General features: G+C 39.6%; 20 protein-coding genes and 1 riboswitch. Of the genes, 14 read left to right on the forward strand and 6 right to left on the reverse strand.

All coding sequences use genetic code 11. The features are described 5' to 3' along the window. Nucleotides 1-58 precede the first annotated feature (58 nt). Entirely contained in the window at nt 59-424 is a 366-nt protein-coding gene (locus tag B3D98_RS02665) for a VOC family protein (protein WP_048390278.1), read from the reverse strand. A gap of 561 nt (nt 425-985) precedes the next feature. Continuing rightward, a riboswitch (cobalamin riboswitch) is annotated at nt 986-1,177 on the forward strand. Nucleotides 1,178-1,207: 30 nt separating this feature from the next. Here B3D98_RS02665 and B3D98_RS02670 point away from each other — a divergent pair. From B3D98_RS02670 to B3D98_RS02710, 9 genes are all read left to right on the forward strand, one after another. Further along, on the forward strand, nt 1,208-1,330 hold the full coding sequence (locus tag B3D98_RS02670; RefSeq protein WP_004229388.1) for a hypothetical protein: 123 nt from the start codon (nt 1,208-1,210) through the stop codon (nt 1,328-1,330). A gap of 62 nt (nt 1,331-1,392) precedes the next feature. After that, nucleotides 1,393-1,560, forward strand: a complete 168-nt coding sequence (locus B3D98_RS02675) for a hypothetical protein (protein WP_167444835.1) — start codon at nt 1,393-1,395, stop codon at nt 1,558-1,560. An 88-nt stretch (nt 1,561-1,648) separates the two neighbouring features. Next, nucleotides 1,649-2,278, forward strand: a complete 630-nt coding sequence (locus B3D98_RS02680) for a TetR/AcrR family transcriptional regulator (protein ID WP_244205678.1) — start codon at nt 1,649-1,651, stop codon at nt 2,276-2,278. 15 nt (nt 2,279-2,293) lie between these two features. Continuing rightward, on the forward strand, nt 2,294-3,313 hold the full coding sequence (locus B3D98_RS02685; RefSeq protein ID WP_288580345.1) for a 2,3-butanediol dehydrogenase: 1,020 nt from the start codon (nt 2,294-2,296) through the stop codon (nt 3,311-3,313). 177 nt (nt 3,314-3,490) lie between these two features. Next, nucleotides 3,491-4,852, forward strand: coding sequence for a PepSY-associated TM helix domain-containing protein (locus B3D98_RS02690; RefSeq protein WP_288580348.1), 1,362 nt, complete (start codon nt 3,491-3,493; stop codon nt 4,850-4,852). 181 nt (nt 4,853-5,033) lie between these two features. Next, complete coding sequence (locus B3D98_RS02695; RefSeq protein ID WP_048390284.1) at nt 5,034-6,512, forward strand: sensor histidine kinase; 1,479 nt, start codon at nt 5,034-5,036, stop codon at nt 6,510-6,512. Next, nucleotides 6,490-7,176 (forward strand): response regulator transcription factor, encoded by a 687-nt coding sequence (locus tag B3D98_RS02700; RefSeq protein WP_048390285.1) that lies wholly within the window; start codon nt 6,490-6,492, stop codon nt 7,174-7,176. The genes B3D98_RS02695 and B3D98_RS02700 overlap by 23 nt, the downstream gene beginning before the upstream one ends. Before the next feature lie 115 nt (nt 7,177-7,291). Then, nucleotides 7,292-8,002, forward strand: coding sequence for an ankyrin repeat domain-containing protein (locus tag B3D98_RS02705; protein WP_288580354.1), 711 nt, complete (start codon nt 7,292-7,294; stop codon nt 8,000-8,002). A gap of 717 nt (nt 8,003-8,719) precedes the next feature. After that, nucleotides 8,720-9,802 carry a hypothetical protein gene (locus B3D98_RS02710; RefSeq protein WP_288580356.1) on the forward strand — a complete coding sequence of 361 codons (1,083 nt, stop codon included), beginning with the start codon at nt 8,720-8,722 and terminating at the stop codon, nt 9,800-9,802. Between the two features lie 110 nt (nt 9,803-9,912). Here the strand turns inward: B3D98_RS02710 and B3D98_RS02715 are convergent, their stop codons facing one another. The 4 genes from B3D98_RS02715 to B3D98_RS02730 form a co-directional block, all read right to left on the reverse strand. Further along, on the reverse strand, nt 9,913-10,518 hold the full coding sequence (locus tag B3D98_RS02715) for a response regulator transcription factor (protein WP_004229368.1): 606 nt from the start codon (nt 10,516-10,518) through the stop codon (nt 9,913-9,915). Beyond that, nucleotides 10,515-11,627 (reverse strand): sensor histidine kinase, encoded by a 1,113-nt coding sequence (locus B3D98_RS02720; protein ID WP_288580359.1) that lies wholly within the window; start codon nt 11,625-11,627, stop codon nt 10,515-10,517. Before B3D98_RS02720 ends, B3D98_RS02715 begins: the two co-directional genes overlap by 4 nt. 13 nt (nt 11,628-11,640) lie before the next feature. After that, nucleotides 11,641-12,768, reverse strand: a complete 1,128-nt coding sequence (locus B3D98_RS02725) for a DUF418 domain-containing protein (RefSeq protein ID WP_103117842.1) — start codon at nt 12,766-12,768, stop codon at nt 11,641-11,643. Nucleotides 12,769-12,920: 152 nt separating this feature from the next. After that, the gene (locus tag B3D98_RS02730) at nt 12,921-13,532 is read right to left on the reverse strand and encodes a class I SAM-dependent methyltransferase (RefSeq protein ID WP_054550881.1); all 612 of its coding nucleotides are present in this window, start codon (nt 13,530-13,532) and stop codon (nt 12,921-12,923) included. Nucleotides 13,533-13,762: 230 nt separating this feature from the next. Between B3D98_RS02730 and B3D98_RS02735 the strand changes: the two genes are divergently transcribed. Then, the gene (locus B3D98_RS02735) at nt 13,763-14,005 is read left to right on the forward strand and encodes a hypothetical protein (RefSeq protein ID WP_004229360.1); all 243 of its coding nucleotides are present in this window, start codon (nt 13,763-13,765) and stop codon (nt 14,003-14,005) included. Nucleotides 14,006-14,055: 50 nt separating this feature from the next. Here the strand turns inward: B3D98_RS02735 and B3D98_RS02740 are convergent, their stop codons facing one another. Further along, entirely contained in the window at nt 14,056-15,105 is a 1,050-nt protein-coding gene (locus tag B3D98_RS02740) for an NAD(P)/FAD-dependent oxidoreductase (RefSeq protein WP_288580365.1), read from the reverse strand. 147 nt (nt 15,106-15,252) lie between these two features. Here B3D98_RS02740 and B3D98_RS02745 point away from each other — a divergent pair, with 147 nt between their 5' ends. From B3D98_RS02745 to B3D98_RS02760, 4 genes are read left to right on the forward strand one after another with little or no spacing between them, the layout of a single operon-like run. Continuing rightward, a complete protein-coding gene (locus B3D98_RS02745; RefSeq protein ID WP_048390300.1) occupies nt 15,253-16,041 on the forward strand; it encodes an ABC transporter ATP-binding protein in 789 nt (262 codons plus the stop codon). Between the two features lie 13 nt (nt 16,042-16,054). Continuing rightward, nucleotides 16,055-16,981, forward strand: a complete 927-nt coding sequence (locus tag B3D98_RS02750) for an iron-hydroxamate ABC transporter substrate-binding protein (RefSeq protein WP_288580370.1) — start codon at nt 16,055-16,057, stop codon at nt 16,979-16,981. A 23-nt stretch (nt 16,982-17,004) separates the two neighbouring features. Further along, nucleotides 17,005-18,006 carry a FecCD family ABC transporter permease gene (locus B3D98_RS02755; RefSeq protein WP_048390305.1) on the forward strand — a complete coding sequence of 334 codons (1,002 nt, stop codon included), beginning with the start codon at nt 17,005-17,007 and terminating at the stop codon, nt 18,004-18,006. Next, a complete protein-coding gene (locus B3D98_RS02760) occupies nt 17,999-19,006 on the forward strand; it encodes a FecCD family ABC transporter permease (protein ID WP_257961298.1) in 1,008 nt (335 codons plus the stop codon). The genes B3D98_RS02755 and B3D98_RS02760 overlap by 8 nt, the downstream gene beginning before the upstream one ends. The last annotated feature ends 40 nt before the right edge of the window (nt 19,007-19,046 follow it).

Consider the following 19,046-nt stretch of genomic DNA (forward strand, 5'->3'; position numbering starts at 1 on the left):
TCAGTAAGATGTAATATGGAACAATTCCATGAAAAAAGCTGCCCCAAAACGAGGCAGCCTACACGATTTTCTGTATCATTTCTACACGATTACCAAAGGGATCACGGAATTCAAAACGCTCGTAATGAGGAATAGGCACAGAATCGAGTATCTTGATTTGATGAGCTGCGAGTTTCTTCCGCCAATACTGAATATCCGCTACTTGATATGCAATATGCGCCTTTGTGGTCAAACGATCGAAGCCATCCTCTGTCCCTACATGGACCTCCTGTTGACCAAGCTGTAACCAAAATCCCCCACGTCCTTTGAGAGAGTCAGGCTTCTCTAATTCTTGAAGTCCTAAGACATGACAATAAAAATCCTTCCCTTGCTCCTCACAACCTTTCGGAATTGTAATTTGCACATGATGTAAACCCATTATCATCTCAGACTGCCCCCCTTTTTTCTTAATTATAGAGTAATTTCTAAATATTTGAAATGGATGGAAGGATAGAATTTGAACTGGTGGATAGAACTTCAAAAGTGGAGGATAGAATTCTAAAACTGGCGGATAGAATCATCAAATGGAAGGATAGAGTTTAAACTGGCGGATAGCGCTCCAAAAGTGGAGGATAGAATTCTAAAACTGGTGGATAGAATTATCAAATTGAAGGATAGAGTTTGAACTGGTGGATAGAACTTCAAAAGTGGAGGATAGAATTCTAAAACTGGTGGATAGAATCATCAAATGGAAGGATAGAGTTTAAACTAGCGGATAGCGCTCCAAAAGTGGAGGATAGAATTCTAAAACTGGTGGATAGAATTATCAAATTGAAGGATAGAGTTTAAACTGGTGGATAGAACTTTAAAAGTGGAGGATAGCGCTTCAAATTAAGTGGATAAAACCTCGAAAGAGAGGGATAGCGCTCTAAATCTAATCTTTAGAACTTCAAAAGCCCAATATTTCTATTCTGTTAAGATTTAATACTATGGTATAATAATAAAAACGGAATAATAGGATAGAGGTACAAATTAGATTTTTTAATTTGTTTAAAAGGGAAGATCGGTGTGAATCCGACGCTGTCCCGCAACTGTAAATGGGAGCACATTTCAAAAGGCCACTGTTACGAGTCGTAATGGGAAGGTGAAAGGTGTGATGAACATAAGCCAGGAGACCTGCCTTTATCTAGTACAGCCAAAAAACCTACGCGGATAGGGGGTGTTGAGTGTGACTAGAGAATTTCTCCTGCATGCTCATAGTACGATGATTGCTAAAAAGGGTGCTTCTATGTTTAATAGAAAGCTTCTTTCCATCTGGCAATCACCGTATTATGTCGTGTATTTGTCATAGTAGACATCTTTCTGATGAGGGAAAGATGTTTTTTTATGGAAAAAATTAAAGGAGCGGTCCACATGAATCCACAAGTTGTTGAGTACTATGAAAGCTTATTCAAATTTGAAATTATGCAAGAGCCTAAACCCTTAAAGGAGCTTGTCGAACAATATGTTGGGCATGATGCTTCACATGAGCAATCTATTTTAGCAGCGTACGCAAATGTTTTGAAAGAATTAAGAGGATAGAATATGTTTGGCTACTTCGAAAAACGAAGTAGCCATTTTTTAATAAGCGCATGCTTTGACAATTAATAATAGTAGGCGTACAATTTCGTTGAACAATTGTTTTGAACGTTTGTTCAAAAAAGAGGTGAGAACTATCGATCAAAAAGAAAAAAATAAAGAGGTAAAGGATCAAATTTTACAAGCGGCAAAAACCTTGTTTTCATCAAGGGGCTTTGATGGCACCACGGTGAGACAAATTTGTGAAGAAGCAGATGTGTCACTTGCACTTGTTTCCTATCATTTTGGTGGCAAGGAAAATGTCTTTAATGCATTATTTGAACCGCTACGCCACACCTTTATGAATGCTCATTATGACGTTCAAGATTCAATCGGTGCGCTTCGTAGCTTTTGTCGTAACTTTGTTCTTTACCGAATCCAGGAGCATGAGTTAATTGATATATTACAGCAAGAAATAGTCATGAATAGTCCTAGGCTTGAGATGCTAAAGGATGTGTTTTTACCTTCCTGGGAGCAACTTCGGACAATTTTATTGGCTTGTCAGGAGCAACAGACCATTTACTTCGAGTCACTTGATGTTGCACTGAACTTTATTATGGGAACGTTAATGTATTCGTTGAACAATCCCTTTTTAAACCGTTCTTCATTACAAGTAACACCTGATCAGATTGCGGAGCTTGCAGTGAACTTCGTGTTACATGGTCTTCAAACAAACTTATAAAAAGAAGGTAGTAGAATGAAAGCAGCAAAATTTTACGGTGTAAAAGATATTCGAGTAGAGGAGGCACAACTGCCAACACTAGAGCCAGGCATGGTGAAAGTAAAAGTTGCCTTTGCTGGAATTTGTGGTAGTGATTTACATGAATATGTTGGTGGGGCTTATGCATTCCGTACACAACCCGTATTAGGGCATGAATTTGCAGGTGTCGTTGTAGAGGTTGCAAAAGGCGTTACACAGACAAAAGTAGGAGATCGTGTGGCAGTGGAGCCACCAATTCCATGTGGTAAATGTGATAATTGTCGACGTGGCTATTCCAACTTATGTAAACGTGGTCAATCTTATGGCTATACAATTTCTGGCGGATTTGCAGAATATGCAGTTGTACAAGAAGAAAATATTCACCTTCTTCCTGACAATATGAGCCTAGAGCTAGGCGCACTTGTTGAACCTACAGCAGTCGCGGTTCACGCAGTTCGTCAAAGTCAATTAAAGCTTGGCGATACAGCTGCTATTTTTGGTGCGGGTCCTATTGGTTTATTGGTCTTGCAGGCTGTGAAGGCTGCGGGAGCAAGTGAAATTTTTGTCGTAGAGGTATCCGATGAACGACGCCAAAAAGCACTTGAATTAGGCGCAACGTATGTCATTAATCCAATTGATACGGATGCAGTAGCGTTTATACGTGGAAAAACAACTGGTGGGGTAGATGTTGCGTATGATGCAGCAGGTGTGCAAGCAACATTTACAAGCGGAGTTAGTGCTGTTCATCCAGGTGGCGAATTTAAAATCGTCAGCGTTTGGGAAAGACCTGTAGAATTTAACCCTAATGCGGTGGTTTCTCCAGAGGTAAAAATCAGTGGCTCGTTTGCCTATGTGAATATTTTCCCTGAAGTGATTCGATTACTTGCTCGTGGTGTAATTGATGGACAAGCTGTTATCACAAGCCAGATTGCAATAGAGGATATCGTGGAAAAAGGTTTTGAAGCTTTAACAAAGGATCGTAGCCAATGTAAAATTCTTGTGAATATGAGCATGTAATTTTCTGAAATCATAGCCGAACTTGAGGTTTGGCTATGATTTTTTGGGCTACCTTAATAACATAATACCAATTGGAATACATTTGTTTGTCATAAAACTGCCTTTAGGACTTCATTCATATTTCACTTTTTACTTATATAATTAATCTGCTATAAATAGAGAGATTGGAGATTAAATATGAAAAATTTGCTTTATTCTAGGTTTTGGCGACTTCATTTTTTCGCAGCACTTTTTATTACGCCTTTATTGCTGTCTCTCACATTAAGTGGGATTGGTTATTTGTTTTTTACAGATGTAGAAAATCGCTTATATGACGATTATTTCTTTGGTGAGAGCCATAAGGAAGAGGTCTTAACAATTGATGATGCCGTGGAAAAAGCGGAGGCGGCATTTGCAGGATACTCTACTACGAAAGTGATTATGTTGGAGGAGCCATATAATACGCGTTTAACTTTATCAAATGGCACTAAACAAAAGTACGTATTTTTAGATGATCACAATCAAATGGTTGGTAGTCAGGACGCCGATTATACATTTTCAAATATTATGAGAAATACGCATAGCTCCCTCTTTATTGGTGGTACCTTTGTAAACTATTTAGTAGAGCTAGCAGCTTGTTGGACGATCTTTTTATTACTGTCAGGTCTTTATATGACATTCAAAGGTAATCTCCTAAAGAAGGGCAAGTTGGAGAATAAGAGGCAAAAAAGTAAGAGATTGCATGCACTTGTTGGGACAATCATTACCATTCCAATGGTGATGTTCATTTCGACTGGGCTATTATGGTCTGCTTTTCAAGGTTCCATGCTTGCAGATATAGCGTCAGAAAATCCTACTTTTGGGTATCCATTACTCCAACAAAAGCCACCAACATCTGATGTCTCTGAAATACCATGGGCGACTCGTCAATTAGAGGCACCGACATCAGAAGGAGAACATGCCCAACATCATGGCGGTGGAGCTGTCCGTTATACGAACGATAGCCAAATGACGATTGCTCAGCTTGAAAAAGAAATCAATTCGATGAACATTGCTAAGCCTTACTCTATAATTTATCCGTCAAACGGTGAGGGCGTCTATACAGTGGCGAAGGCTAGTAATTCTGGTGTAACAGGGCTAGATGTAAAACCTACAGCAGAAGCCACAATGTATTTTGATCAGTATAGTGGCAAGTTTATCGATCAAGTGAATTATGACGATTATGGCCCATTAGCTAAATTCTTTACATGGGGAATACCATTACATGAGGGGCATTTATTCGGCTGGCCGAATAAGCTTTTAAACTTAGTGGTTTGTCTAGCCTTCTTAGCCGTAATCGTGTGGGGCATTCGCACTTGGATTTTACGTAGAAAAAAAGGGGAGCTGTCTGCACCACCGCAAATTTCTCATAAAATATCCATGCCTTTCATTATTTTCCTTGTCATATTAGGGATTATGATGCCGCTATTTGGTGCGTCATTAATCGCTGTGGTAGTAATTGAATTTATCCTTTTAGGTTGGCAAACAAAGAAGAAGCTAAGAGCACAAGAAACTAAATAAAGCAAAGATGATACGGCACAGCGGGTTTGTGCCGTATCTTTTTTTTTGTTTATTTCATTTATAGGAACGCAATACTATACTGAGGCGGCAAAAATGTTTATAGATTTTTCAGCATGATTTTATAAAGTTTTAAGATTTGTATGGTACATTGCTAGTAGTTTCAGCTTATGGGGGTATGTAGATGTCAATAAAAACAAGGTTTTTGCTATCTTATGTGGGTGTCATCATCATTGCCATCACACTATTACTAGCAGCGGTTTTTCTTTTTTCCTTTGCCATTACAGGTGATGTCAAAGCGATTGAGCATTTTTATAAAAAATCTTATGTCCAAAAGCCTTTGACGACAGTAGAGGAAAATGCGTTTCTAGATTTAAAATTACTAGCTAAAAAAAGTCCCCAGCAGCTTTTAGATCTCGAACAGCTTGAACAAATCAATGCGCCTTCGATAGAGATTGTGGTACGAAAAGATCATCAAATCGTGTATTCAACACAGAAAGAGCATAAACAATTATTGCTTCAAAGCTTACCTAGCTTTGAAGCGACCAATATTAATTCTCGTGACACCATCATGATAAATCGAGCCTTTTATACGTATGTTAAATTTGATTTTTATTTTCCAGATCAAACAGAGGGCAGTATTTTCGTATTGAGAGAGGTTAGTTCCCATGCAGAGGTAACGAGGGAACTGCTACCGATTCTTTTAGGTATTTTATTTGTCCTGTTTATGATGATTATTGGCTTTTTAAATTATTTAGTATCAAGAAGTATTATTAAACCGATATCGGCATTAAAGGAAGGGGCAGAACGAATTAAATCGGGCGACTTGGATTTTGAAATTGCGACCCACTCGAAGGATGAAATTGGTCAGCTGAATCGGTCATTCGAGGAAATGAGAGTCAAATTAAAAGAATCCATCCAGCTTCAGCTTCAATATGAGGAAAATCGAAAGGAGCTCATCTCCAATATCTCCCATGATTTAAAAACGCCGATGACTTCCATTATCGGCTATGTGGAGGGCATTAAAGATGGTGTGGCAAATACAGAGGAAAAGATGGATAAATATTTAACTACTATCTATACAAAGGCAAAGGATATGGATGTATTAATTGATGAGCTATTCTTATTTTCTAAATTGGATTTAAAAAAGATTCCCTTCCAATTGGAAAGCATCAATCTCCACCAATATATGCATGATTATGTAGAGGATGCAAGCTTTGATTTTATTGCACGAGATATTCATTTACAATATCTATCAGCAGGCTCGCCGCTTTTGGCAATGGTGGACCGAGATAAATTAAGACGTGTCCTGACGAACCTTTTAAGTAATAGCGAAAAATATATGGATAAGCCATATAAGCAAATCATTATTTCCTTGCATGAGCGAGCAGAGGATGCGATTATTCAGGTAACAGATAATGGTGCAGGCATTGATCCTGTCGCATTGCCCTATATTTTTGATCGATTTTACCGTGCGGAGCCTTCACGTAATTCGCAAACAGGAGGCAGTGGCTTAGGGTTAGCCATTGCCAAACAAATCGTTGTTGAAATGGGTGGCGATATTTGGGCAAAGAGTGAATTAGCAAAGGGGACGAGCATATTCATTTCATTGAAAAAGGCTGAGGAGAAGGTGAATCATCATGAAAAAAATTCTGCTAATTGAAGACGAAGTGAGCATAGCTGAGCTTCAACGAGATTATTTAGAGATTAATGGCTTTACAGTAGATATCCAACATCATGGAGAGGATGGGCTACAGCAGGCACTTAAAGGTAATTATGATTTAATCATTTTGGATATCATGCTACCAGGGATAAGTGGCTTTGACATTTGTAAACAGATTCGAGCAGTACACAATATTCCCATTTTATTTGTTTCAGCTAAAAAGGAGGATATTGATAAAATTCGTGGTCTTGGACTAGGAGCGGATGATTATATTACAAAACCATTTAGTCCGAGTGAATTAGTGGCAAGGGTCAAGGCCCATTTATCGAGATATGAGCGTCTGGCGACCCATCAACAAACAAATCATATGATGTCCATTCATGGTATTACAATCGATACTTCGGCTAGAAAGGTGTTTGTTAATGGTGAGGAGATTGCCTTTACAACGAAGGAATTTGATTTACTTGTCTTTTTTGTTAGACACCCCAATCAAGTATTAAGTAAGGAACAGCTATATGAGCGAAACTGGGGCTATGAATCAGCTGCAGACGTTTCGACTGTCACTGTTCATATACGAAAGCTACGTGAAAAAATTGAACGAGAGCCAGCGCATCCCAAGTTTTTGGAAACAGTATGGGGTGCAGGCTATCGCTTCAATGTTTAAGTAAAACTACCTCGTCCTTGTGGCGGGGTAGTTTTTTTAGACTTTTTTAAGAATTCGTTAATGGGCAATTTAGCATTACCGCTTACACTGAGGAAGGAAAGGCGGTGTATTAAAATTGAAAAAAAGGCAGGCAGTAATCATTGCATTAACATTTTTACTTCAAGGGTGTGCCTCAATTGATACAGAAACAATACAGCATGATAAAGGTGGGAGTGAAGTGGTGGGAACAGAATGGGCGAGTGAGTTGCTCAAGGCAGCTGAAAGGGGAGATATCGATGGGCTTCAACATGCTTTGAAACAAAAAGGGGACATCAATGTACAAGATTCAAATAATCGAACAGCTTTGATGATAGCTACCTATAATCAGGATATAGAGGCAGTTAAATTATTAATAGATGCAGGAGCAGATGTTAATATTCAGGATAATCAGCAAAATACGCCATTTCTCTATGCAGGTGCGGAGGGCTATCTGGCTATTTTAAAGATGACCATTCAAGCTGGTGCTGATCCGACTATTTTAAATCGATATGGAGGAACAGCACTCATACCAGCAGCAGAGCATGGTCATGTGGAGGTCATCGAGGAGCTATTGAGCAATACCGATATTGACGTCAATCATGTGAATCATTTAGGCTGGACAGCCCTGATGGAGGCGATTGTCTTAAATAACGGCAATCCAACACAGCAAACCGTAATACAACGACTAATTGAACATGGTGCTGATGTAAATATTCCCGATCAAAATAACGTGACACCTCTGCAACATGCAAAACAACGAGAATTTAAAGCAATCGAACAAATTCTACTTGCAGCAGGCGCAAAGTAACCCAAACTGTAGAGACGGCTCTCTACAGTTTTCTTAGTGTTGAAAAACAAAACAGTCAATTGAAAGGTAGAAATGGATTTCCGTTGCAGGCTACTTGCTTTCCTGTAGGCGAGCGCCGAATCGCTTCCTCCGCTACCGCTCCGTTTAGAGTTTCGCCTGTCTTGCTATCCCACGGGAGTCAAGCAGCCTTCCACTTTAACCCACTAACTTATTAGCAAAGGTTTTCAAATAAAGTGAAGGTGTTCACTACTCTTTATGAAGAGGTGTTGTCATGCATCACTTCTCCACATTGAAAATAAGAACTTATCCCCTCTAAGAATACAGTTAATGGACGATTTGTTACTATAAAAAAGTCAAGACACTTTGCAGAATGGTTGATTGGAGTGGAGCCAGCGTCACTCCTAGGGGATTTAGCGTCACAGAGGAGACCCTGGAGCGAACGTAAGTGAGTGAAGCGGCTCATCGGACGCCCCCTGGAAAGGACGCTGGCGTAACGGAAATCAACCCCTCGACTTGCAAAGTTGCTTTTTCTGGCGTTGACATCATCTTTTTTCAACAACATGCAAACTGTAGAGACAGCTCTCTATAGTTTTTTGTTCTTAAATTATTTTTCCTATTTTTTAATTCTTTTTTAATAGTTTATTTATTAGCAGTTTAGATATGGACTTTATGATAAATTTTGTAAACCAAATTACACCATAAAGGAGAGTTCAACAAATGAAATTAAGAAAACGTATTGTCCCAGCAGCATTAGCTTTATCCGTATTATCTGCAGGTCTAGTAACCATAGGCGAGCCATTAAATGCAGATGCGGCAAGCAATAAAGCAGTAGTAGCGGAAAACGAGCAAGTAGCTAAAATTACAAACATCAAGCCATTAAATACAATGACACTACAAATTACATTTAATCAGCCATTAGCAGCAGCTGATGTAGACCTAAATCATTTAGATGCTATAAAAAAACATTTTACGTTTAATGGAGATTTAGAGATTGTCAATGTGCCACGCTTAATGACAGGCTCTAAGAGTACATATATTGTACCAACAACATTCCAAGAAGATGATTTTATCTATACATTGAGCTATAAAGAGCAACGCAATAAAGTTTTTGAGGGCACAGATGAAAAGGTATATGTACGCAATGTGGAGCAAGTCACAAATGATACATTTACATTGGAATCCTTTCAGGAGGATGGCGTAGTAGATTATGCTAATATTATTGAAGCCTATCGCGCAGGCCGTGGAGATTTAGCATTTAGCTTAGATGGTCATAATCGAGATGCTAGCGGCAAACGCTTTGATGTTATTTCTTCCTTACGTGATCGCTATGTGACGGTGAGAACAAGTGAGGGAGAAGAGTTTGTTGCTAATTATGTACCATTTACACAAGCAGCTGATGGCAGACAGGCTCCACAATTTAGACTCCCTGCTGGCAAGGTTTTAAAACCAGGTGTGACTTACCGTGTGTACGCACAATGGGCGGAAATAGATGTAAGGAGCTTTGTAGCGAAAGAATTCGCGCCAATCACTCTGCAAACAGCGAAAGCCATGGATGAAAAATCCTTTGAATTACAATTAAGAAACGATCCGCAATCTGATTTACTTGCTGGCCGAAGTGTAGTGTTAAAAGGCAGTGATGGGAGTACATTGCAAGCACAATATCGTTATTCATCACGTAAAGGTGCTGTGGGCATTTTTGATCTAACGAATGGTGGTACGTTGAAAGCAAATGTCAGCTATACCGTAATCCCATTAAACAACTGGGCTATAGCAACAGATTTAGTTCTACAAGGAAAATAAACGTTCTTTTGCTTAATAAAACAATGAATCTGTCGTTTGAAGCTTAATAAATGGAACGTATTTTATGCTAACATTGTAAAAATCTCGTCACAGCTGTGGCGAGATTTTTTTTATAGCCAGCCTTTTTCACCTGCTACCTGAGCGGCTTGCTGTCTAGATTCAACTTGTAGCTTTTGAATAGAGGTAGATAAATAATTGCGAATCGTGCCCTTCGTTAAAAATAACTGCTTACTGATTTCGTTTGTGGTCAAGCCTTTTTTGACTAGCTGAAGCACCGCAATTTCTCGTTCATTTAAAGGGTTTTGCTCCTTCATAAATAAGGAGGCGGCTAAATCCTTGCTGACCACCTTTTCTCCTTGCATGATTTTTCGAATAGTAGCAATTAAATAATCGATGGGTTCATCTTTCAATAGATAGCCGTGTACCTCGCAATCCATTGCCTTCTGCAAATAACCAGGGCGTGCAAAGGTTGTTACAATCATTACCTTGCAAGGGAGGTTGGCCTGTTTAATTTTTTCAGCAAGCTCAAGCCCTGATAGATGGGGCATTTCAATATCGACTAGGCAAATATCTGGTGGCTCCTGCTGGATCAATTCCCATGCTTGTTGTCCATCTGCCACCTCAGCTATGACCTCAATATCAGGCTCAAACGCTAGTAGCGAAGTTAGGGCACCACGTAACATTTGTTGGTCTTCTGCTAGTAATACACGTATCATGTTAGAGGCTCCTTTCCATCTTGAATTGGTAGAGTGAGGGTGACGCTGGTGCCTACTGGTGTGTCACTTTCAATCAGGGCAAAGCCTTGCAGCATATGCATTCTTTCTTTTATGGAGTGGATGCCATTCCCACGTCCTTGTGACTGTAAACCGATGCCATCGTCTTTCATCACAAGTGTATAGTGTCCAGCACAACATTGAATGGTGAAATGACATTTTTTTGCCTGACTATGCTTGAGAATATTCGTAGTCGTCTCTCGTACACATAGAGCAAGCATCGTTTCCTCCACACTAGAAAGTACGATTTGAGGACATTGATTGTCAAGGGTTGTCGTAATATTCGCGCTTTGTAAAAGCTGTTGGCAATGGATAAGCTCCGTTTGCAAAGAAATAAAATTCATATCAGACACAAGCTCACGTACTTGTTTTAAGGCGGTACGGGTAGTGGCTAATATGTCATGTAGCTCAGGCTTCACGCTTGAAGGATCTCGGTCAATCAGTTTGGTCGTTAGTTCGGTTTTTACTTTAATCATTGTGAGCGTATGGCCAATTATATCATGAAGGTCTCTAGCGATCCGTTGTCGTTCCTCTTGCTGAACAAGCTGTGTATTTACGTCTGCCAGCTCAGCCTGCAGATTTTTCGACTTTTCCACAAAATAAATGAGAATCGGGAGCACCAGTTGAAACATCATAATCGGTACTAGTACCTGTGATTCCTTTGGTAAAAGGGAATCTGTTGTCATGTACAAAACCGTCAAAAACATGACAGCGATGGCTACAATCCCACAGGCAATATGCCATTTTGATTTTGCACGTCCTAGTAAGTCGGCAAAGGTAAAGCCAAAAATAAGCATAAAAGGATCGACAATTATGCTAAGTAAGGTGATAAGGACAAAGGCTACTAGAGATGCAGTAAGTAGCCTCCAATCTCGATGCCATAAAGCAATGTAGAAGGCTATTAGGTATAAAAGGAGCACTGTTATTTTCATAGCTAAGGGAAGGGAATGAGACCCTAATACTAATGCGAATAGGAAAATGACAGAAGCTGCATCAATGATTAAATAATGCTTAATTTGTTCTCTAGGATATATTTTTATTACTAGCACCATCCTTTGTTGCTGATTACTGTGTCATCGCTTGAAGGGCTTTTTTACGAATCCATTCCATAGGGCCCATTTGAAATTTCTGTAACCAAGCGAATGCTATAACAAGTTGTAAGATTGATAGAGATAGCCAAATACCAATGACAGTGAAGCTATTGACTTGCCCACCTAAGCCAAGCCCCCAGCCATAAAAAATAATCGACGCAAGCACATTTTGGAGGACATAGCAGCTTAAAGACATTTTACCAACATGAGCAAAGCGCTGCCAAAGCCAGTCTAGCCTCTTATATTCTACCAGTTTACCTAAAATTCCAATATAGCCAATGGATAGAAGAGGGGCACAAAGATAGCGAACAGGTAAATCAAAAAGCCCACCAGGAATAAAAATAAGCAGATTGATAGGAAAGCCAACGAATACACCGATATTAAAGAGCTTTTGTCGAGTTTGACGTCCTTTGTCTGTTGGTGAAAATACCTCATTACGCATGAACTTCACGCCAAGTAAAAATAAAAAGACATTCATCGGGATAATAAATATAGCTTCTGAGCGATAAAATAAAAAGTTTGTGAGACGATGCTGCACCTGCGCAAACCATGTGCCATGTTCATAGAGCTCAGAAACGGATGCCATACCATTTAATGAAACACCAGCTCCTTGTAAGGTACTGATAAAAATAAGTAGAATCATTAGAATGTGAAAGCCACCAAAAAAATAAAAGGCTCCTGTCATGACCTTATCACCCAAACGTACAATAAAAGCGACGATGAATGCTGTGACAGCATAGCTCATTAAAATATCATACTCCATCACAAGCGTGTAGTGCAGTAGCCCTTCTAACCCTAAGAAGACGATAGTCCACAGGTACACTCCTGGCCAGGCTGTACCTCTCCGTAAGGCTTGCTGATATTTTAATTGCAGGCCTACTCCAAACATAATTGTTAACAATCCAAGCAGCTTGCCATTAACGAAAAATAATACGACCATACGTAAAAAATCATTGAAGGACCACCAACCAGAATAATCACTCGTTGTTATATACGATAAATCACCAAGATAAGCAAAAATCCAAATATTCGTGCCAAGCGTTCCTAAGACGGCAAAGCCTCTTAACATATCGATAAAGGGAAGTCTTTGTTGTGTTTGCATAAGTTCGATCACTCTTTCTTTGTTTTCTTACCTTAAGGATAAGAAAATTTCAAGAGAAAACCTATTCACACCAGTCAAAGAATCTTGATGACAGGTGTCATAAAGTATGCTGTGCCAGCACAAAAACCAGCAACGCTTTTGCTGCCGGCTCATTATTTTGTACAGGTATAGATGCGATAGTCTAAAATGTCTTCGTATTTTTCATTCATGGCAATATGCTGATCCATGATTTTATAGAATTCGGATTCTATATCTTTGGAAACTTGAAATTCAGGCTTGGATGAGATGGATTTGTTTTTTTGTATATGGATATCATAAAAACCAGCCTGTTGCAGTAGTCTTACCCAATCCTTTTTCCTGAGTAGAGACTGAAAGCCGTAAAATTGTTGAAGGTCGTCTGCAAGTTCGGTACGAAGTGTTTGAGGAATGGTAAATTCGATAGCAATGAAGCGGCCACCTTTTTTCAATAAACGATAAATTTCCTGCAAAGCCTGCTGCAAATTAACAAAGGCCAGAACCGACTCAGCTAGAATCAAGTCAAATGTCTCGTTCGCTAACGAGGTTTGTTCAATAGAGCCTTGCAGAAGTTTAACAGGTAGACGCGCTTTATGCATTCGCTGACGAGCCTTTTCTATCATGATGGGCTGAATATCGAGACCTGTGACGTTTGCTTGATAGGAAGATGCTAAATAAGCAGCCGTTTGCCCTGTACCACATCCCACATCTAAAATATGTGTGTTTTGCTCGATATTCTCCGCTTGCAAAACAGCCTTTGATAGATTAATGCCCCCAGGATGTGCGCCTCCGACCCCGAACTTAGCTAAAAAGGTAAGATAATGAGAGTCTTGTATAGTACCACCTTCTTTTTTCTTATAGTATGACAGGGAAACTAGTATGGTTCCCTTATTATTTTTAACCTCTTCTTCAAAAGTCTAATTCGCTATAAAAATTTTTACATATACTAGTTAGAAGCTTTCAGATAGGGGGTGTATAAATGCCATATTTTCAGCCGAATGCTAGAAGAGGTCCATATCCGCCAAACAATAGGCAATATTTTGGCCCACCTTTTCGAGGTAGGATGGTGCAACCATACTATTCTCCCAATCAACAACAGCAAGGTCCTAGATTAGGAAATTTACCAGATCATTTAAATACAATTATGGGGCATGCTGGGACGATTACAAATGGAGTAAATATGTTGAGACAGATGGGAGCGTTATTAAGTTTATTTAGATAAAAACTAGAAACCCTCTTAAGATCAGGCTCTTAAGAGGGTTATATTTAGGTTTAATGGGCTGGTGCATATTGCTTTTCGATAATAGAGCGATTTTTCTCTTTAAATAGCTCATTATGTGAGGACACCATGCCATGACGATAGGCAGTTGGTTCTAAATACGTTTTAATAGAATTGACTGCATTGGCGGCATCTTGGAATGTGCCAAGTAGCAAATTAATTTTTCCATCAAATGATAAAATATCACCTGCTGCAAAAATACCTGGCTGTGCTGTTTCACCTGTTGCCTTTCCTTCAACATAATAATCATCCTTTTTCGGAATGGCAATGGCCTCATCAAATGCAAGAGACGCCTCACGATTATAGCCATGACTGACGATTACCTCATCGATTTGACGCGTATAACTTTGCTTCGTTATCGTATTCTCACATGTGACTAATTGAATAGCCGTTTTATCAATATTTGCGGAAAGCTTTGTAATCGTTGTATTACACTCAATGCGCACACCTGCATCCAGTGCTTCCTGTACAGTGGCTTCGTGTGCTGATAGATTCTCTTTGCGGTAAACAATCGTTACGCTTTTGGCAATCGGACTTAATTCAACAGCCCAATCGATGGCTGCATTACCACCGCCTGAGATCATGATATCCTTATCGACAAAACGTTTATACGATTGCACAGTGTAATGTAGATTGGACATTTCATATTTTTCAGCGCCCTCAAGTGTTAGCTTTTGAGGGCTAATAATGCCGCCACCTACAGCTAACAGTACCGTTTTAGAATAATGCTTTTCACCAGCTGCTGTATGAATGACAAAAATATCATTGTGACGTTCAATTAAATCTACTTTTGTACCTGTCAAAATTGTAGGATCGAATGTTTTGGCTTGCTCGATTAATTGTTTAACAAATTGTTCACCCAAAACGGGCGGATGTCCCCCAATATCCCATATCAGCTTTTCAGGATAAAGTAATACTTTACCGCCAAGCTGTGGTTGACTTTCTAATAATTTTGTTTTTAAACCCCGTAAACCACTATAAAAGGCACTATATAAGCCAGCTGGGCCACCGCCAATAATTGTCACATCATACACATGCTGCATTTTTATTGCCACATCCTTAACAAATAGTAAAAAAGTAATTGACAAAATCTTATCAGGTAACTAGACTAATTCTAGTGATAATGATTATCATTTTTAGCTTTGAATATCATAGCATGGAAAGAAGTAAAAAGAAAGTGAGGGTCCGATTTGCGTTTAGAAGTTGAATCGATTCGTGTTGGTTATGAGAATAAAACGATTGTGCATGACTTATCGCTGCAAATTCCTGATGGCAAAATCACGACAATCATTGGTTCAAATGGTTGTGGAAAATCAACCTTGTTAAAAGCTATCACACGGATTTTAAAGCATGAGAGTGGACAGGTCATATTAGATGGTCAAAATATTTCCAAGATGAAAACAAAAGAATTAGCAAAAGAACTGGCAATCTTACCACAGAGTCCAGAAAGTGCACATGGTTTAACAGTGGAAGAGCTTGTATCCTACGGTCGATTTCCTTATCAAAAGGGCTTCGGGAATTTATCACAAAAAGATAAAGATGTTATTGGCTGGGCTTTACAGGTAACCAAAACAGAAGAATTCCGTTTACAATCTGTAGATGCTTTATCTGGTGGACAACGTCAGCGCGTATGGATTGCGATGGCCTTGGCCCAAGAAACCGACATTATCTTTTTAGATGAACCGACAACTTATTTAGATATGGCTCATCAGCTAGAAGTTTTAGAGCTACTTTACAGGCTGAATGAAGAACAGGGGCGCACGATTGTCATGGTCCTCCATGATTTAAATCAAGCGGCACGTTTTTCAGATTATATTGTAGCGCTTTCACAAGGTGAGCTTGTAAAATTCGGAACGGCTGAAGAAGTGATGGTTCCAGAAGTATTGAAAAAAGTATTTAATATAGATGCAGTTATTGGCAAAGATCCACGAACGAACAAACCAATGTGCATTACATATGACTTATTACAAACCATTTAAAAGGAGAATAACAATGAAAAAGTGGCTATTACCAATGTTTATGATGCTTGTGCTAGTACTTGCAGCATGTGGCAGTAAGGAAGAAAAAACAGAGAAGGCTGATGAAGGCTCAAAAGAGGAAGCTTTAACAGAAACAATCACATATCAATCAGAGTCAGGTCCTGTAGAAGTACCAGCAAATCCGAAACGTGTTGTTGTACTATCTTCTTTTGTAGGAAGCTTATTACAGCTTGATGTAAATGTTGTTGGTGTGGATGCATGGGCAGCAAAAAATCCCAACTTCGAAGATGCGATTAAAGATGCTGTTGTAGTTGAAAATACAGATATTGAAAAAATTCTTGAGCTAGAACCAGATTTAATTATTGGCTTAAATGGTATTGAAAATGCTGATAAATTAGCAGAAATCGCGCCAACTGTATTATTTACGTATGGTAAAGTAGACTATTTACAGCAGTTCATCGAAATCGGTAAAGTGGTAAATAAAGAAAAAGAAGCAACTGCTTGGGTGGAAGATTTTAAAACACGTGCAGCAGAAGCTGGTAAAAAGATTAAAGAAAAAATCGGTGAAGATGCGACTGTAACAGTAGCAGAGAACTTTAATAAACAGTTCTATATTTATGGCGATAACTGGGGTCGTGGAACAGAGATTTTATATCAAGAAATGGGCTTGAAAATGCCTGAGAAAGTAAAAGAAACAGCGTTAGAGCCTGGCTACTATGCTATTTCTCAAGAAGTTTTAGGGGAATATGCAGGTGACTACGTGATCTTCAGTATGTTCCAAGATCAAGATAATTCCTTTACAGATGCAGCATGGTTTAAAGATTTAGAAGCAGTGAAAAATGGTCATTTATTTGAAGTGAATGCAAATGCCTTTTATTTCAATGACCCTATCACATTAGAACATCAACTGAAGTTCTTTGAAGAGAAATTTTTACAATAATTAGTAGAGAGTAGCGAAGGCGAATGACAAAGTTTCGAAAGCTTCCATTTTGGCTTCAAGTATTGCTTGCATTGCTTGTATTAATTGGTACTGCTAGTATCTCGCTGTGCTTAGGGGCAGCGAATACAAGCATTCAAGATGTCTTTCAAGCAATTGTCGGACAAAGTGGAGGTAAACATTACACGATTTTACGTGAAATTCGATTTCCTCGTATCATTGCAGCTATTTTTGTTGGGAGTGCCCTCGCAGTCGCTGGGGCGATTATGCAAGGGGTTACACGGAACCCATTAGCTGATCCAGGGCTGCTTGGTTTAACGGCAGGGGCAAATGCTGCCCTTGCTTTAACAATGGCATTTATCCCTAAATTCTCGTATTATACGTTAATTTTAGCCTGCTTTGTTGGGGCGGGAATCGGTATGATGTTAGTTTATGGGATTGGTGCTTCTACTAAAAAAGGCTTTTCCCCTTTAAAGCTTGTTTTAGCTGGTGCGGCTGTCACAGCCTTATTACAGGCAATCGCTGAAGGGACGGGCATTTTATTTCAAATTTCCAAAGATGTTTCGATGTGGACAAGTGGCGGTTTCATTGGCACAACATGGCAGGCATTATTGATCGTACCCGTTATTATTATTGGCTTACTGCTTTCATTTGCTTTTAGTCGTCAATTAACGATTTTAAGCTTAAATGAAGAAGTAGCAGTGGGTGTCGGACAAAATACTACGCTCGTAAAGGGTGTAATGATGTTCGTTGTGGTTATTCTGGCTGGCTCTGCTGTGGCCCTAGTCGGAAATCTAGCTTTCGTTGGCTTAATGGTACCGCATATTGTCCGCGCGTTTGTTGGGACAGACTATCGTTTTGTCTTACCAATGAGCGCCATTGTTGGTGGCTGGTTTATGGTGTTGGCTGATTTCGCAGGGCGTATGATTAACGCACCTTATGAAACGCCAGTTGTCGCTATTATTTCGATTTTAGGTCTTCCATTCTTCCTATTATTAGTGCGGAAGGGAGGACGTCAATTTGTTTAAAGAAGGTCGCAAAAAACAGCGTAAATGGTTACTCATATGGCTTGTGGTAACCTTGTTCATTTTTATTTTAGGGATTTCATTAGGTGCTGCTTCGGTTTCTATTGACCGAATTCTTCCAACCTTACTGGGCGATGGTAGTTTTAAAGAGTCCTTTGTACTCTTTTCAGTCCGTTTACCCAGAATGTTTGTGCTAGCGGCTGCAGGTATGGCATTAGCACTGGCAGGGGCCGTATTACAGGGCGTAACCCGCAATGATTTAGCAGACCCAGGAATTATAGGTATCAGTGCTGGCGCAGGTGTTGGGATTACTGTCTTTTATTTGCTAGTAGATGGCGACCTTCCTCACTTTGCCTATATTTTACCGATTGTCGGCTTTTGTAGTGCCTTAGTGACAGCACTGGGTATTTACTTTTTCTCTTATCAGCGTAATAAGGGTGTCCATCCCGTACAGTTTATTTTAGTAGGGGTAGGCGTAGCATCAGCCTTATCAGGGGTCATGATGGTATTAATATCCTCTGCTGAGCGGAGCGATGTACAATTTATTGCACAATGGCTAGCCGGAAATGTATGGGGCACAGATTGGCCATTTTTCTGGGCGCTAATGCCTTGGCTTGTACTGGGCATCCCTTACATGTTCTATAAAGCCAACGTTTTAAATGTCTTGGCCATGACGGAGCAAACAGCAGTCGGTCTTGGTATGAACATTGGGCGAGAACGTTTCCGATTATTAATTGTTGCGGTTGCACTAGCGGCTGCCGCGGTATCCGTAACAGGGGGAGTAGCCTTCATCGGTTTGATGGCTCCCCATATTGCAAAACAGCTCGTTGGTCCACGCTACCAATTCTTTTTACCACTGACGCTATTCATTGGCGCAAGCTTGCTAATGCTTGCTGATACCATTGGACGTGTTGCTATTGCAAGTGCAACGGTTCCTGCTGGGATTGTTGTTGCATTTATTGGCGCACCTTATTTTCTATATTTATTACGGAAGAATGTCTAGAAAAGTACTAATCAAAATTGAATGATGCTCGAAAGAAAAG

The organism is Lysinibacillus sp. UBA5994, assembly GCF_002429725.1.
GTDB lineage: Bacteria > Bacillota > Bacilli > Bacillales_A > Planococcaceae > Lysinibacillus > Lysinibacillus capsici.

Excerpts from the sequence above, each read along its gene's own strand:
- B3D98_RS02665 (WP_048390278.1), bottom strand. The coding sequence starts at position 424 with ATGATAATGGGTTTACATCATGTGCAAATTACAATTCCGAAAGGTTGT.
- B3D98_RS02675 (WP_167444835.1), top strand. The coding sequence starts at position 1,393 with ATGAATCCACAAGTTGTTGAGTACTATGAAAGCTTATTCAAATTTGAA.
- B3D98_RS02685 (WP_288580345.1), top strand. The coding sequence starts at position 2,294 with ATGAAAGCAGCAAAATTTTACGGTGTAAAAGATATTCGAGTAGAGGAG.
- B3D98_RS02690 (WP_288580348.1), top strand. The coding sequence starts at position 3,491 with ATGAAAAATTTGCTTTATTCTAGGTTTTGGCGACTTCATTTTTTCGCA.
- B3D98_RS02695 (WP_048390284.1), top strand. The coding sequence starts at position 5,034 with ATGTCAATAAAAACAAGGTTTTTGCTATCTTATGTGGGTGTCATCATC.
- B3D98_RS02700 (WP_048390285.1), top strand. The coding sequence starts at position 6,490 with ATGAAAAAAATTCTGCTAATTGAAGACGAAGTGAGCATAGCTGAGCTT.
- B3D98_RS02710 (WP_288580356.1), top strand. The coding sequence starts at position 8,720 with ATGAAATTAAGAAAACGTATTGTCCCAGCAGCATTAGCTTTATCCGTA.
- B3D98_RS02715 (WP_004229368.1), bottom strand. The coding sequence starts at position 10,518 with ATGATACGTGTATTACTAGCAGAAGACCAACAAATGTTACGTGGTGCC.
- B3D98_RS02720 (WP_288580359.1), bottom strand. The coding sequence starts at position 11,627 with ATGGTGCTAGTAATAAAAATATATCCTAGAGAACAAATTAAGCATTAT.
- B3D98_RS02725 (WP_103117842.1), bottom strand. The coding sequence starts at position 12,768 with ATGCAAACACAACAAAGACTTCCCTTTATCGATATGTTAAGAGGCTTT.
- B3D98_RS02735 (WP_004229360.1), top strand. The coding sequence starts at position 13,763 with ATGCCATATTTTCAGCCGAATGCTAGAAGAGGTCCATATCCGCCAAAC.
- B3D98_RS02740 (WP_288580365.1), bottom strand. The coding sequence starts at position 15,105 with ATGCAGCATGTGTATGATGTGACAATTATTGGCGGTGGCCCAGCTGGC.
- B3D98_RS02750 (WP_288580370.1), top strand. The coding sequence starts at position 16,055 with ATGAAAAAGTGGCTATTACCAATGTTTATGATGCTTGTGCTAGTACTT.
- B3D98_RS02755 (WP_048390305.1), top strand. The coding sequence starts at position 17,005 with ATGACAAAGTTTCGAAAGCTTCCATTTTGGCTTCAAGTATTGCTTGCA.